This window comes from Methanosarcina soligelidi, from assembly GCF_000744315.1.
GTDB classification, from domain to species: Archaea; Halobacteriota; Methanosarcinia; order Methanosarcinales; family Methanosarcinaceae; genus Methanosarcina; species Methanosarcina mazei.
Window position 1 is genome coordinate 690,292 of sequence record NZ_JQLR01000001.1, and the last position, 15,761, is coordinate 706,052.

Below are 15,761 nucleotides of genomic sequence, written 5' to 3' on the forward strand. Positions count from 1 at the left end.
AATTTATAATTTCTTTTCTAATAGTTTGTCTTATACTGATCAGTATGCCTACTGCTTTGTGTAAGACTCCGACGGCTCCTATTGTTTACGTTGCAGGAGACGGGAGTGGGGACTTTAACTGTGACGGAAAAGGCGATGAAGTGCAGATAAATCAGGCCCTTAAATTTGTGGCGGAAAACTCTGCTTATACAACCGTTCATCTCAAAGGTCCCTTTACCTATACCATCAACAGTACCATTTACATTCAGGGCAGCAACACTATTCTGGAGGGAGATTCAGATGCTGTTGTCAAACTGGTAAATCATGCAGGATGGGAGACTATGGTCCCTTTAATTGGTAGTAAGGGTTCAATAAGCAATGTTACTGTAAGAGGATTTGAAATTAATGCAAACCACAACGGTAACACCGAATTGTCAAAGGGAAAAGGATATTACAACTGTATTTATTTCGGTAGAGTGAAAAATATAAGTGTTTATGATATGTACATGCACGATGGGCATGGCGACGGACTGCGAACATATTACTGTGAGAATATCCAGTTCTATAACAATAAAATCTATTTGCTTGGACACGATGGGCTTTATGCTATTGAATCCGATAATGTGGAGGCCTGGAATAACAGGATTACCTGCCGGATAAACAGTGCACTTAGAGTCTGGAATTCGAACAACGTAAAATTCCATGATAACTTTATTGATTCTTACCCGGATGCAGGCCCGGGAATTCAGGTCCAGAGATCAGCTGATGTTATGAATGTAGAGATCTATGATAACCTGATCACGAATACTTACGGACCGGGAATATGGGTTATCGGAACCGAAGGAGCCTATGATAAAACCTTAACAAGCTGCTACATCCACCACAATATTTTCAATGGCACAGGTACGAACAAAAATATTCAGTGGGTTGGCGGAGTTCTTGGCAGCGGATTCCATAATGTATTGATCGAAAACAACGTCTTTGAGGGAGTACATAACGCTGCAGTTGTAAATATGTACATGACTTACGACAATGCAGGCCCTTCAGGATCAGGATTCACGACAACTATAAGGAATAATATTATTGCCAATACAACTCCCAGATTAACATGGAATGTCAGAGAAGGGCAAGGAACCGGATATGGAATTTTGAACTGCCTCCCCAAATCGCACAATATGGTGGTGGAATACAACTGTGTATATAATAGCGCAGCCGGCGATTATAAGAACGTAAATCACCCGACGGACATCAATGTTGATCCTCTTTTCGTAGACAGTAAAAATGGTGACTATCACCTTAAATCACAGACGGGACGCTGGACAGGGTCAGCATGGGTAAAAGACAGTGTGAGCTCTCCATGCATTGATGCCGGAAACCCATCTTCTGACTATTCAAAAGAACCTGAAGATAACGGGAACAGGGCCAATATCGGAAGGTATGGAAACACTATCCACGCATCCCTATCAGGAGTCGGTCCCGAACCAATCCCTGAAGTATATGACAACCGTCTGCGTGAGGCTTCTCCTGATACTGTGTATCAGGATTCAACTTTTATTGACGTGGGGGGGATGAACGATGCCAGATACAGGGATGTTATGTGGTTTGATCTGAGCGGATACGATGAAACTGCAGAAGTAAGTACGGAAGTCACCGGTGCTGCCCTTTCCCTTTACTGGTATTACCCTGCAGGAAGTACAAGGCCAGATGACACCATTGTGGAGGTTTACAGGCCTGCTTCTTCCTGGAACACAAGTTATGTGAGCTGGAATAAAAGAGACAAAAATGTTGCATGGAAGAATGCAGGTGGAGACTGGTACGATAAAAAAGGAGTATTGCAGGGCAGCACTCCATATGCCACGATAACTTTTAAGGGCAGTACTCTTCCCGATAACAGGTATTATGAGCTGGATGTAACAGAGCTTGTAAAGGAATACGTTACCGGAAAATACGAAAACACAGGCATCCTCATAAAAACAAGGACTGAAAATAACAATTATATTGCGTTCTACAGCAACGAAGGCGGAATAGAAACACAGAAACCAAAACTTAACATAACAACTAAAGAAACTCCGGCACCTATTATCATTAACGAAACGATTAATGAGGCAATAGATAACCGTCTACGTGAAGCGTCTCCTGATTCAGTATATCAGGATTCAGCTTTTATTGATGTGGGGGGGATGAACGATGCAAGATACAGGGATGTAATATGGTTTGACCTGGATGAGTTCAATGACACAACCGAAGTTACCGATTCTACTCTTTCCCTTTACTGGTATTACCCTGCAGGAAATGAAAGACCGGATGATACAGTAATTGAGGTTTACAGGCCCGCTTCTGAATGGAACTCAAGTTATGTAAACTGGAATAAAAAGGACAAAAATGTTGCATGGAAGAATGCAGGCGGAGACTGGTATGATAAAAATGGGATCACTCAGGGAGACACTCCTTATGCTTCAATTGCCCTTAAAGGAAGTGAACTTCCAGATAATAAATATCATGAGATCGATGTCACAGAACTTGTAAACGAATATGTTAGCGGAAAATACGAGAATACAGGATTCCTCATAAAAGCCAGGAATGAAAATAACAATTATATTGCGTTTTACAGCAACGAATGCGGAAAAGAAACACAGAAACCCAGCCTTAACATAACAAAGAAGGTATCCTCAGAGAATATACCTGTGGTTCCTGAAATTATTGAAAAAATCACTCTTAACGCAACTCTTACCGGTGCAATAGATAACAGGCTAAGGGAGGCTTCTCCTGACGCTGTTTATCAGGACTCAACTTTTATTGATGTTGGAGGAATGAACAATGCCGTATATAGAGATATAATGTGGTTTGACCTGAATGAGTTCAATAATGCAACTGAAGTCACCAGTGCAAATCTTTCCCTTTACTGGTATTATCCAGCAGAAAATTCAAGGCTAAATGATACTGTGATTGAGGTTTACAAACCTGCTTCTTCCTGGAACTCAAGTTATGTAAGCTGGAATAATAGAGACAAAAACGTTGCATGGAAAAATCCAGGAGGAGACTGGTACGATAAAAATGGGGTATCTCAGGGAGACACTCCTTATGCTTCAATTACCCTTAAAGGAAGCGAACTTCCAGACAATAAATATCATGAGATTGATGTCACAGAACTTGTAAACGAATATGTTAGCGGAAACTATGCAAATACAGGATTCCTCATAAAAGCCAGGGATGAAAATAACAATTATGTTGCATTCTACAGTAACAACTGTGGAAACGAAACACAGGTGCCAAAACTTCAGCTGGAGTATATCAATTGAAGCTTTTAGCAGTTGAGTTCTGGATGTCCTTTAAGGAGGTCCCCGAGATCTGGACTGAAGGGGATTTGATCTCCAGGCACCTGGTTTTCGGAAAGACCTCCTTTACTTATATCAAATAAAAAAGAATATCCTGATCAATGTCCTGAGTATTTTCAGACCTAATGGAGATACCTGAGATACCTTATACCACCACGCCTGATATCCGGGCATTATTCCTGATTTTGATGCTTCCTCAGTGTTTCCGTACCTTCCTATATTAATCCGGCCTCCATTGTCTTCAGGCTCCTGTGAATAATCTGAAGAGGAGTAACCTGCATCAATACATGGAGATATTACACGGTCTTTTACCCATGTTTTTCCGTTCCATCTGCCGCCTGTCGACTTAAGGTGGTAATCATGATTCCTCCTGCTTGCAAAAAGCGGATTCTCATAAACACTGCCTGTTGACGTTGCATTTATAAAGTCTCCACCTTTATTATTGTAAAGACAATTGTTCTGGATCACGAAACTATGTGATTCAGGGAGATAGTTAATTACACCATATCCTGTCCCCAGAGAGCTTTTTTTACGTTCAAGTGTGTTCGCTATAATATTATTGCGGACAATGGTTGTATATCCTTTACCTTTAGGAGAAAGGTCGGCAGACTTGCCATCCGGGTACATATGGACTACTGCAGCATGGTATACGCCATCAAATACATTGTTTTCGATAAGAGTATCATAAAATCCACTGATTACGATGCCGCCCACCCAGTCTATGCTTGGATTTGTTCCAGTACTGTAAAATATATTGTGATGGATGTGGACGTTTCGAGCCTCCTCTTTAGAGTAAGAAGAGTCGTAACCTATCAGCCATAACCCGGGCCCAAAGGTGTTATGGATAACATTGTTATAAACTTCTATATCATCCATAACAGCTGAGGATTTTTGAATCTGGATTCCGGGTCCTCCTGCGCTCCTATCATAAGTCGAGTCAATAACATTATCATAGAATTTTACGTGATTTGAATTCCAGACTCTGAGACCACTGTTGGTCCTGCAGGTTATTGTATTATTCCAGGCTTTTACATTGTAAGATTCAATAGCATAAAGCCCGTCATGTCCAAGTTGATATATATTATTATTATAAAACTGGATATTTTCACCATAGTTAATCCGCAGCCCATCACCATGGCCGTCGTGCATATACATATTGCAAACTGTTATATTTGTCGCGTTGTTAAAATAAATCATATTATAGTAGCCCTGACCTTTGGAATGTCCAGTGTTACCATCATGATTTCCATCAATTTCAAACCCACTGATAGTTACATTGGTTATTTTTGAATCTCCATATTTACCAATCAAAGGTATCATGGGCTTATTGGTCCATCCAGCACGATCAATCAGTTTGACAACAGCATCTGAATCTCCTTTAAGGGTTGTGTTGCTGTGGATGTAAATAGTTTCGTCAATAGTATAGGTGAAGGGGCCTTTGAGATAAACAGTGGTATAGTCAGGGTTTTCTGCTACAAATTTAAGGGCCTGATTTATCTCTACCTGGTCAGCCTCTCCATCACAGTTGAAGTCTCCACTGCTATCTCCTGCAACATAAACTGTCATATCTGGAGTAAGAGAAATCGAGGCTGTTCCAGTTAAGATTAAAAAAAAGAGAATTACAATGTAAATTCCGACATTTTTTCTATTTTTCCATTTACATATCCAATTTCTTTTTTTCATTCTTAGTCCCCGTGTTTTGAATAAAATAATTCCCAAAATTGTTTTTGAGAATGACCTTAATCCTTAATTGGGAAGGAAATAATCCAGTAGCCTTTTTTATCCAATCGTTTCGGTCTGAAAAATGTGTTTAGAGGATGCGACAGAATTATAATTTTCGAAAATCAAGGATGAGATATCTACTCCGGAACATAAAAAATGTCCTGCTACAAAATAATATCACCCATCCAAAGATTGCCTCCATTTCCAGATAAATAGCAAACTATAATTAATAAACACTATCTATCTAACAGTATTCTCAATTTACTGCAGTTCTTCCCCTCCGCATTTTTGACAGCCGTACTCTACTCTTATGAAAGTATGTGAGAAAAATAGCTCACATATTCCCGGAGTAAATATTAAAAAATTTTAACGTATCTGGATATTATCAGATTTATCATACAAGAGAACTGATAGGTGTTTAATTAACTCCATAGCCACCAATGAATATAGATTCTACCGGACTTGAATAAATTTTACTTATTTTTTTCAGATTATTTTCCATTTCCAGTTTATTTTCGGTAGTTCCTTTATAAAAATAATTAGCACTTTCCGCATTAGTTCCTCCTTTGCTAAAATATAAACCGGCTCGGAGGAATTCGCTAGTTCTGATCACAATGTAACCTTTATACTGATCGAAATTACTCACATTATCGACTCTATAGCTCCGGTAAATCAAAAGGTCCTTATTCTCTGATGCCCCTGTTGACCCAGGGAATTCAAAGTACCGTGCCGTGTAATAGTCAGAGTAAATATGAGAGCCAGCGGGAATATAGTCTTTAACATGCTCAAATCCTTTCAGTTCCTGAGCTGTAAAGTATGGATGCGCGGACTCGACAACAAGACTTTCAGAATCCGAGATACTGTAGACAGAAGAAATAAACACAAAGGTAGAGAATAATAAGAGAATTATAACTAAAGGATAACTCTTTTTAGAGGGAGATTTTGACAGATAATTCCAGAATACATAAATGCCGTAGCTCATAACAAAAGCCATAAAGGGACTGACAAAAAGCTTGAATCTATCAATCCTGAATAAAACCTGCAACTGCCAGATAGTATTGAGGGGGTTAGGGATATAAAATACGAGAGTAATCAGGGCGAACAGTCCAAATACCGCAGCATAGTTGTTTCTGTATTTTTTCAGAAGAAAACCAATTCCAATTAAAGCAAAAAACAGAAAAACCGAGTTATCCAGGGATCCTACTAGATTAATCAGATGTTCATTAACACTTTCTGCTCCCTCAAGTGTCAAAATCATTGAGTCATAGAACCGGCTCTGTAAACGTACAGATATACTCCTCTGAAGAAACAGATATGCTACGAAAAACCAGTAGGATACAAATGCAACGCTTAAGAAAACAAAAAAAGGCCTGCTTATATGTTTGCCAACATTAACCAGATATTCACAAACAAGAAGAATGGCCATTAACAAGATAAATTGGGGTAAAGAAACATTGTGCACCAGTATTAAAAAAATAGTGGCAATAACGGAAAGAACTTTTATAGGAAATTTATCCTCTTTGAAATTGACACTATAAATCAAATACAGTAATACAACAAACATTACAAAAGATATTGTTCGAGTAATCATATATGCACCGTAATAAAGCACAATTGCACTCGAAGAAAACAGTAAGGAAGAAAGCAGAGAAATCTGGCGATTATTAGATACATACTGTGAAAGGTAGTAAACAAAAAAGATAGTTATTGCAAAGATAGGTGCGGCTATTAAGAAGAGAGCTGATTTTACGTCTATGTTCAATAAATTGGAAGCTGAAGCGACCATTATGTGATATAGAGGGAAGAATGCATAATCGGTCAAAGAGGTTGAAATAACATGTCCTGATGCTGCAGTCATTTCAGAGAGTAAAATATGAGGCATAATGTCAGTAGTCCCAAAATAAAGATCGTAATTTAAAGTAACACTATAAGTAAGATTCAGCAGAATTAAAAAAATCTCAACTAGAATAACAGAGGGGTTGGAGTTTTCGGATAATATTTGCAGCAAAACAGAAATGTAAAGCAGCACAATCAGCGCAAAATAATGCCAGGTCCTGGCTCCTGGGAACAATAAAAGTACAGTGACTGAACTGAGGTAGAGAATTCCAAACAAATAGGTTAAGGAATTTTGACTGATGGAAGGAAAAACGCGAATATCATTTAATGCTACATCTCTTTTATAAATAAATAATAAAAAAATACAGGAGATGACTGCAGGGACTCCAGTGAATATCCCTTTAATCACAAAAGCTACTTTTCCAATAGCAAACATCCATAAGAATGCAAATAATACAGCAATAATCACGCATAATGGAAATAAAGAGTAGATAAGTTTCATCCACCTGTTATTAGCAGGTTTTAACTCCTCAATTTCATTCAATAAAGACATAATATCCCTGTTATCCTTAGCTTCATACAATTCAGATTATATTCACTGACAATCGGTTTAAGTTAAATTGTAGATTTTTTTTAAAAATCAAATAATATTCACAAATAGGTTCATTGATTAAGAAGATTTTGCTTTGAAAAAATGCCTAGATAATTTAAAAATATTCGGATTTATTACATTTTACTTACGATTTTATTTTCATATTTTTTCATCAAGATGTATTTATTATAAAAATGTGTTCATTAAGATATTATTAAATAATTATTCAGGGTAGTCGACAATAAGTTTTCTACCCATGAAAGTACAGGTTTTCTCTGACATTTTCATTCAGGAATCTTACCACAGGACAGAGAGTATTAAATAATCACTTTTGAGAGTATTAAATAATCACTTTTTAACCTTTATCATCTTCGAATCTGTTCATTGATAAATATCATTCTCGAAATCGCATGCAGTATGATTCCTGTGAATATCATGAAAGCGCCTATTATTGTCAGCATCACCATAAGGAGCGTGGGTCCAAAACGCAGATAATCTCCAAGAATGTAGTCCTGGAGAAACTTAAGACCCATAAGGACACCTGTAGACGTCATGATCAAGCCCGGGACAGCAAAGTAGTACAGGGGACGCCTGTATTCCATATCTTTTAAAAGCTGGAACAGGACACGGGGACCGTGTATGAACGGATGTTCACTTGAGCAGTCTTCAAGGTCATATCTGCAGTGGATCTCCACTTCAGTAAATTTAAGTTTATGGTCTCTTGCCTGAATAAGAATCTCAGAACCTGCAGACATGTCAGTCCCATTCAGGTTGATATTCTCAATAGCTTTTTTGCCATAGGCACGGAAACCACTCTGAGAATCTGTAACATGAAGACCGCCTGCAATATAAGTTGCCACATCAAGAACTTTCATGCCGAATTTACGGTAAATAGGAACGTTTTTTCCGTTACCGTTGACGAAACGTGAGCCAATAACAAGGTCGAAACCATCTCTTAAAGGCTCAAGAAGTTTGGGGATTTCAGAAGGATCGTGCTGACCGTCGGAATCGATGATAACCATGGAGCTGGCACCAAGATTGCGGGCAGCTTCAAAACAGTGGCGGAGGGCTGCACCATAACCCTGGTTAACTTCGTGGCGGACGACATAAGCGCCAAGGGACTCAGCGATATCAACAGTGTTGTCAGTACTTCCATCATCCACAACCACAACCCGGTCCACGTATTTTTTACAGCCCTGAATAACATCGGCGATAGAATGGGATTCATTATACGCAGGCATGGCTGCAATAGTAATGGTCATGTATAATCAACTACCTCTTCATCAAAAGATACAAATGTCTGTATAAACCGCTGTTCTGCAGAGAAAGTGACCAGAATTCCAAATACAGTGAATAAATTTTTCAGGGTCGTCGCTCCACAAATTTTATAGGGTTTCTCAGGATTAACTACAATTAAGGGTGTAGAAACATCATTGGGGGATTTTTATGCTCCGTTTAGCGAAAGCAAAGATGTTTTACAGCCAGGTCATAGTTCCTATTAAGACGTGTATTTGTTTTAATATATGAGCTATATAAGCATTTAGACACGAAAAATAGTTTAGCAGTCTAGCCGATGACGAAAAAAAATTAAATCGAATTAAGAAACCTATTAGCCAGAGAAGTCTTTAAAACCCTCCTAGAGGAATCATAATTAAGAGAGGATTGGTATAAAATTTTATACTGATTCATTGTTAACAGTGTTTTTTGTGATACAGGAGACATAATTAAAAAAAATGAACATAATCAGGAAAATCATTTCAAAAGAATCATTAAACTTTATCTAAGATATAAAAATCCCCGAAGAGGCTGTAAAGAAAAAACATATTTTTATAATAGCAGACAGGAAAAGGGAAAGATATTTTATACAAAAAGATAATTTGATCTACTCAAATTAAAATCATAATTGAAATAATATAGCTTATTCGGAAACATAATTTAATACATCAAAAAAATCGCTACTGGATTGAAACATCTGGGTAAATTATATCATTCTGGACCTCAATTCTTCATAATAGAAGAGAAGGGCAGACGAGCTGAGAAAGCATCGAATAAGTTCGTCTAAAAAACATGAAGATTGACAATCGGATCAGTAGAGTTAGCCTGAATACACGAAAAAATAACTGGGAACCCAGAAAAACATTAAAACCGTTTTATGAGGAGTCATATGGCCGGAAACCAGAAGTTTCCATCTGATCTGCTGCTCGTGGCAGGTCTTGTAATTCTTACAGATATTATCGTACTCATTCCTGTACTTAACGAGAGTTTTATTCGCATAGTCCTTGGACTGCTACTGGTGTTATTTCTGCCGGGGTATGCCCTTGTAGCCTTACTATTTCCGGCAAAAAACGGACTTGAAGGAGTTGAAAGGGCAGCACTTTCCATAGGGATGAGTGTTGCAATAGTACCTCTTACAGGACTTGCACTTGATAATACATCATTCGGGATAAGAGAGATGCCTCTTCTCGCAAGCCTTTCTGTATTTATTATCCTGGCATGTGCAGGAGCGTATATTCGCAGGAAGCAGCTTCCAGAAGACAAAGCCTTTGAAGTTTCTTTCAAAAAATCTGCCAGTTCCATAGTTGAAGTCCTGGGAAAACCGGAATCTTCAACGGAAAAGACCCTGAGGGCTTTTCTGGCAATTTCCCTCCTGACACTTGCAGGGGCTACGGCATATGTAAGCATATTTCCCCACCAGCATGACCCATTCACAGAATTTTATATTCTTGGGCCTGAGGGAAAAGCCGATAATTATACTATGGAATATGTGCAGGGAAAAAGCGAAACTGTCATTATAGGGATTGCAAACCACGAACACAGGACAGTAAATTATACACTGGATGTCAGGCTTGAAAATAAATCACTGGCTCTGCCTGAAAACCTGAAACACATACAGCTTGAAGACAATAAGACCCTGGAAGAACCTCTTGAGATAACCCCCTCTATAAGAGGAAAAGATCTGGAGCTCCAGTTTCTGCTTTTCAATGAAACCGAAAAAGAGATACCTTATGAGGACCTGCGCCTCTGGATAGATGTTATCGGGGAGGCATAAAAATGGAAACTTATGAGAATCTGGAGTTAAAAACACCTGATAGAGAGGCACAAAGGCCTGAATACCGGGGGACTTACGCGCACATGTCAGCATCCGAGCCCGAAATAAAAAACAAAGGGCTCTACATTATTATTCCGGCATTATTAGTCGCAATTGCAGAGTTTCTGATATATTCCGGAAAAATCATACCTGCGATGGAAGTCCATGCAGTCCTTCTTATTGGGCTTTGTTTTTCCATGCTATATATAAAAAATGTAGAGATCCAGAAGACTTATCAGGCTTTTATCCTGCTGCCAATCCTGCGGCTGGTAAATCTCTCAATGCCAGCTTTTTATGAGATAACCCTTTACTCATTTGTTTTTATCTATGGGCTCCTCACAATTCCAGTTACTGTTGCGCTCACCAATCAGGGATTTAACCAGGAACAACTTGGGGTAACCTTCAAAAAAATAGGCACCTATATTCCACTTTCAATAATTATCGGTCTCCTTCTCGGAATAGGAGAATATTTTATAATAGGGACAAATTACCTGGTTCCTGATCTCTCAATAATCAGCCTGTTGATACTCACCCTTGTTATGGTCTTTTTAGTAGGTCTTGTTGAAGAGATCATTTTCAGATCCATCTTGCAAAACAGGCTTGAAATGTTCCTTGGAAGCAGGAGTGGCTTGCTTGTGACAAGCGTCCTCTTCGGGCTGATGCATTCGGGATATGGAAGCATGGTTGAAATTTTCTACGCTTTCCTGGTAGGTTTTATTATAGGATACATGTTCTACAAAACCCGAAGCCTCCCCCTTGTCACAATGGTACACGGCTTCATAAATGTCTTCCTCTTTGGGGTTATTCCCCATCTATTTTAAATTTATTTTTTAAAATGCACACTCCGATCTGTAATTTCAACCATGCCACGCATTCTGCCATAAAATTTTGCCGACAGAAAGAAAAATCAGATGCTTGAAGCAGGTAAGAGAATGTAAATAAAAAGCAAAAAAGAGCAGGACATAAAGAATGAACAGGCAGAAAACAAGGAGCAGAAAAAAAGGCAGGAAAACTTATTTTTGACAGCCTGGAAAAACTAATTTTCCTCAGAACTTTTAAAATAAAAAATGGTTTATCTCTACAGTGTTTTGTCTCCAGCTTACAGGCTTAAAATATTAAGCTCTCTCCATAAATTAGAAGAGAGCTACGAGTTTATAAAGGACTACTGCACCGAAAGAAAACAGAAGTGGAAGAATTCCCATATTCAAAGAAGTTTGTACAGATTCATCCCAGTTTTTTAGCAAAGGAAGGATGTCTCTGAGAAGTAACATTACAAGCAAAACCGCTACGGCGACTGATGCGCCATCAGGGACTCCCGGTGGAGTCATCATTGTTAGCTCGCCCGAAAAAGCAGAAGTTGATGAAATTAAACTGAGCGTAGTTAAAACTCCTCTAGTTGATTGAAGTATAAAAGAATCAAATGTGCGATCTGATATAAAAACTCTCCTTCATTTAATCTCCTGAACTCAAAGAATAGAACGTAAAAAGAGAATGAAAAAAGAAAGCAATAGATGTTAATTTCAAAAAATCCTGCTCCATTTTGCAGGATAAAAAAGTAGATATATAAATTTTAAATCAAAGGCGATCCAGCTTTATAGTTATTAGTTATTTCCTTGAAAATGAGATATACATACCTTTTTTATGTAAGGCAGAAGATGAGTGGAATATATTGCCCTTACAACAAGCTACTGGCACAAGTCCCCATCCATATAAATCTTCTAACAGAGAAATGGTAAGATCTTATCAGGAAGGGCTTAAAAATATTTTTGATAGATTAATAGATAATTTTTAAATCGGATTACTATCATATAAAATTATAGCTGTGTGTATTCAGTATTATACATATTGTTCTAAAAGAATCAAGACAGCCATGTAAAAGTAAGACAGCAATCATAGAAATAAAACCACAATTATTATAGAAGTAAAAAGTCAATAAGGAATAAGACAGTGATTAAAGATATACATACACTGTAAAAAATTAGATATGAATTTAAAAGAGCTTTAAGGTTAATTTGTACCAAATAATTTCGATAAATTAAATAGTGTTACCAAAAAAAATCGAAAAAGCTGTGGATTGACAGATAAACCAAATCAGTTAAATAATTATAAAGTGTATTCAAACTAAAAAATTCACATAGTTAGTAAATTGAAGGGAGTGGGTACAGGGAATAAGGAAATAACAAATGTCCCGGGCAGGCTGTAACAACAGATAACCAGAAAGTTCGGAACATGAAAATAAAATATATACTTTCTAATTCAGTAAAAATTTTAAATATGTCTTTATTCGATTTGGAATTTATCGAACGGATATAAAGTATACGAAGGGGAAAGATATGAATTCAAAACAATTCAAAATCCATGATTCTTCCAAGATTTACGGAAATTCTGTAATCGGGAAAGATACTGTGGTTCTGGAAAATGTAATACTGGGGTATCCGGAACACAAAATCCTCATGGAAATCCTCAAACAAAATATAGAGATTGAGGACTTTGATTTTCCGGGCTGCACTATAGGCGCAAACTCGATAATTAGAGCAGGTTCGACAATATTCTCCAGTGTAAAGACCGGGAATAACTTCAAGACCGGACATAATGTAATGATCAGGGAAAATACACAAATAGGAGACAACGTACTTATCGGAACGAACGTTATCATAGACGGAAACGTAAAGATAGGTAATAACGTCAGCATTCAGGGGAATGTGTATATTCCAACGAATGTGCTTATCGAAGACAATGTATTTATTGGACCTTGTGCTGTTCTTGCCAACGACAAATATCCTATACGTAAAAAGTACGAGCTTAAAGGCCCTGTTTTGAGAAAAGGAGCGTCAATAGGCGCGAACGCGACTTTACTTCCAGGAGTAGAGATTGGAGAAGGAGCAATGGTTGCCGGAGGAGCTCTTGTAACAAAAGACGTGCCCCCATGGAAACTGGCTCTAGGTGTGCCTGCTAAAATACAGGAACTCCCGGAAGATCTCAAAGAATTAAACAGGATATAAGCCTACTGAAAAAGCTAATCGAAATAAAAGGAACATAATCAAGATTATAAGAGGTCTAAAAATGATCCCAATCGCCAAGCCCCTGCTGGGCAAGGAAGAGATTGATGCAGTAACAGAGGTCCTGAGTTCAGGCATGATCGCACAGGGACCAAAAGTAGAAGAATTTGAGCTTGCTTTTTCCGAGTACACAGGCTGCGAATATGCAGCAGCCGTAAATTCCGGCACTGCCGCTCTTCATATTGCACTTCTTGCCCACGGCATCGGAAAAGAAGATGAAGTAATCACAAGTCCCTTCACATTTATTGCCACTGCAAACAGCATCCTCTATACCGGAGCAAAACCTGTTTTTGCAGACATTGAGCCTGATACATACAATATAGACCCGGAAAAAATAAAGGAAAAGATCAATCCAAAAACGAAAGCCATTATGCCCGTCCACCTTTACGGGCAGTCTGCTGACATGAAAGCCATAATGGAAATCGCTGAAGACCACAAACTTGTTGTGATAGAAGATGCCTGCCAGGCACATGGCGCAGAGTGCCTGGGGAAGAAAGCAGGCAGTTTCGGGACAGGAGCATTCAGCTTTTACCCGACCAAAAACATGACAACAAGCGAAGGCGGAATAATTACAACCAGCGACCGGGAAATTGCAGAAAAATCAAAAATGATCAGGGCTCACGGCTCCAGAGTCCGCTACCTGCACGAAATGCTGGGCTTTAACCTGCGCATGACTGACATTGCAGCCGCAATAGGGCTTGCTCAGCTTGAAAAACTGGACGGGTTTAATGCCTCCCGGCAGAAAAATGCAGCCATGCTCTCAGAAGGGCTTAAAAGCATTTCAGGAATTGTACCCGCAACTACAAGGGAAGGTTATACCCACGTTTTTCACCAGTACACAATAAGGGCACAAAACAGAGATAAACTGGCAGATTTTCTGAAGGAAAAAGGCATAGGCACAGGAGTTCACTACCCGATACCTATCCATAAACAGCCTTATTATATGGAGCTTGGATACAAAGACTCCCTGCCTGTCTCGGAGAAAGCAGCAGAAGAGGTTCTTTCCCTTCCTGTACATCCTGCCCTGTCCAGAGACGATGTTCTGAAAGTAATAAAGGAAGTCAAAGAATTTTATGCAAGTGCCTGATCAGTTTTCAGGTTGCAATCACATTCTTAAAAAGGAAGTGAAATTTTGATAAGAGTAGGAGTAATAGGCACGGGTGCCATGGGCCAGAATCACGTCCGGATCTATAGTGAGATGGAAGGCGTGAAGCTTGCAGGGATATCCGATGTGGACCAGAGTAGAGTCGAAGCCATGGCTGCCCAGTTTAAAACAAAAGCCTTTACAGATTACAAAAAAATGTTTGCCGAAGGCCTTGATGCAGTGAGCGTTGTTGTGCCTACAAAACTGCATAAACAGGTAGTCCTTGATGCCCTGGAAGCAGGCCTTCATGTCCTTGTTGAAAAACCCATAGCAGATACGGTTGAAAACGCAGACGTTATGATAGAAGCTGCAAAAAAGGCAGGTAAAGTGCTCATGGTAGGTCATATCGAACGCTTTAACCCTGCAGTCATAAGGCTTAAGGAGATCATAAATTCAGGCACTCTGGGTAAAATAGTATCTATCTCTACAAGAAGAGTAGGCCCGTATAACCCGAGGATAAGAGACGTCGGCGTAATTCTGGATATCGGTGTCCATGATATAGATATCATTTCATATCTCTACGGCAAGAAAATAAAAGGCGTTTACGCCATTGCAGGTGCAGACATACACTCTTTTGAAGACCATGCCTCAATTATCCTGCGTATGGACCATAACTTTGCAGGAGTTGTAGAAACAAACTGGCTGACTCCTCATAAGGTCAGGCACCTGACAGCAATAGGGGTCAAGGGTGTGGCGTATCTGGACTATATTGACCAGACAGTAGAACTGCACGACAACGGCTGGATAAGAAAAGCCAAAGTCGAGCCAAGTGAACCCCTGAAAAATGAACTCGCCTATTTCATAGACTGTGTTCAGACAGGTAGAGAACCAAACCCCTGCGGTGAAGATGGGAAACATGCCCTTGAAGTGGCGATGGCAGCAATCAGGTCTTACGAAGAAGAAAGACTGATTGAAGTGGGGAAGTAAACCGCATAAAAGATAAAGGGTGAAGGGAAAAAGAAACCGAAAGCCTCGGGAAAATTCAAAAAAATTTTAAAAAACAATA

Annotated in this window: 11 protein-coding genes; 7 read left to right on the top strand and 4 right to left on the bottom strand. The window is 38.9% G+C overall.

Going from position 1 to position 15,761, the window contains the following annotated elements; translation table 11 throughout:
* The first annotated feature begins 44 nt into the window (after positions 1-44).
* Together M886_RS03100 and M886_RS19290 are read left to right on the top strand one after the other, a co-directional pair.
* Entirely contained in the window at positions 45-3,278 is a 3,234-nt protein-coding gene (locus M886_RS03100) for a disaggregatase related repeat-containing protein (protein ID WP_230625086.1), read from the top strand.
* A complete protein-coding gene (locus M886_RS19290; protein WP_015411615.1) occupies positions 3,275-3,397 on the top strand; it encodes a hypothetical protein in 123 nt (40 codons plus the stop codon). The genes M886_RS03100 and M886_RS19290 overlap by 4 nt, the downstream gene beginning before the upstream one ends.
* Here M886_RS19290 and M886_RS03105 read toward each other — a convergent pair.
* From M886_RS03105 to M886_RS03115, 3 genes are all read right to left on the bottom strand, one after another.
* Entirely contained in the window at positions 3,390-4,997 is a 1,608-nt protein-coding gene (locus M886_RS03105) for a right-handed parallel beta-helix repeat-containing protein (protein ID WP_048037493.1), read from the bottom strand. The genes M886_RS19290 and M886_RS03105 overlap by 8 nt on opposite strands.
* 457 nt (positions 4,998-5,454) lie before the next feature.
* Positions 5,455-7,455, bottom strand: coding sequence for a hypothetical protein (locus M886_RS03110; protein ID WP_235203859.1), 2,001 nt, complete (start codon positions 7,453-7,455; stop codon positions 5,455-5,457).
* Between the two features lie 374 nt (positions 7,456-7,829).
* On the bottom strand, positions 7,830-8,726 hold the full coding sequence (locus M886_RS03115; RefSeq protein ID WP_011033096.1) for a glycosyltransferase family 2 protein: 897 nt from the start codon (positions 8,724-8,726) through the stop codon (positions 7,830-7,832).
* 902 nt (positions 8,727-9,628) lie between these two features.
* On the opposite strand from M886_RS03115, the gene M886_RS03120 reads away from it, so the two are divergent.
* The gene (locus M886_RS03120; RefSeq protein ID WP_015411619.1) at positions 9,629-10,513 is read left to right on the top strand and encodes a DUF1616 domain-containing protein; all 885 of its coding nucleotides are present in this window, start codon (positions 9,629-9,631) and stop codon (positions 10,511-10,513) included.
* Between the two features lie 2 nt (positions 10,514-10,515).
* Complete coding sequence (locus M886_RS03125; protein WP_011033098.1) at positions 10,516-11,373, top strand: CPBP family intramembrane glutamic endopeptidase; 858 nt, start codon at positions 10,516-10,518, stop codon at positions 11,371-11,373.
* A 312-nt stretch (positions 11,374-11,685) separates the two neighbouring features.
* Here M886_RS03125 and M886_RS03130 read toward each other — a convergent pair whose 3' ends face one another.
* Entirely contained in the window at positions 11,686-11,883 is a 198-nt protein-coding gene (locus tag M886_RS03130) for a hypothetical protein (protein WP_015411621.1), read from the bottom strand.
* A 1,002-nt stretch (positions 11,884-12,885) separates the two neighbouring features.
* On the opposite strand from M886_RS03130, the gene M886_RS03135 reads away from it, so the two are divergent.
* The 3 genes from M886_RS03135 to M886_RS03145 all read left to right on the top strand — a co-directional run bounded on the left by M886_RS03135 (position 12,886) and on the right by M886_RS03145 (position 15,682).
* A complete protein-coding gene (locus M886_RS03135; protein WP_048050638.1) occupies positions 12,886-13,554 on the top strand; it encodes an acyltransferase in 669 nt (222 codons plus the stop codon).
* A 61-nt stretch (positions 13,555-13,615) separates the two neighbouring features.
* Positions 13,616-14,698, top strand: a complete 1,083-nt coding sequence (locus M886_RS03140) for a DegT/DnrJ/EryC1/StrS family aminotransferase (RefSeq protein WP_048050639.1) — start codon at positions 13,616-13,618, stop codon at positions 14,696-14,698.
* Positions 14,699-14,743: 45 nt separating this feature from the next.
* Positions 14,744-15,682 (top strand): UDP-N-acetylglucosamine 3-dehydrogenase, encoded by a 939-nt coding sequence (locus tag M886_RS03145; protein ID WP_011033102.1) that lies wholly within the window; start codon positions 14,744-14,746, stop codon positions 15,680-15,682.
* Positions 15,683-15,761 lie beyond the last annotated feature (79 nt).

Coding starts and splice junctions, on each gene's coding strand:
- M886_RS03105 (WP_048037493.1), bottom strand. CDS start 4,997: ATGAAAAAAAGAAATTGGATATGTAAATGGAAAAATAGAAAAAATGTC.
- M886_RS03120 (WP_015411619.1), top strand. CDS start 9,629: ATGGCCGGAAACCAGAAGTTTCCATCTGATCTGCTGCTCGTGGCAGGT.
- M886_RS03135 (WP_048050638.1), top strand. CDS start 12,886: ATGAATTCAAAACAATTCAAAATCCATGATTCTTCCAAGATTTACGGA.
- M886_RS03130 (WP_015411621.1), bottom strand. CDS start 11,883: ATGATGACTCCACCGGGAGTCCCTGATGGCGCATCAGTCGCCGTAGCG.
- M886_RS03115 (WP_011033096.1), bottom strand. CDS start 8,726: ATGACCATTACTATTGCAGCCATGCCTGCGTATAATGAATCCCATTCT.
- M886_RS03140 (WP_048050639.1), top strand. CDS start 13,616: ATGATCCCAATCGCCAAGCCCCTGCTGGGCAAGGAAGAGATTGATGCA.
- M886_RS03125 (WP_011033098.1), top strand. CDS start 10,516: ATGGAAACTTATGAGAATCTGGAGTTAAAAACACCTGATAGAGAGGCA.
- M886_RS03100 (WP_230625086.1), top strand. CDS start 45: ATGCCTACTGCTTTGTGTAAGACTCCGACGGCTCCTATTGTTTACGTT.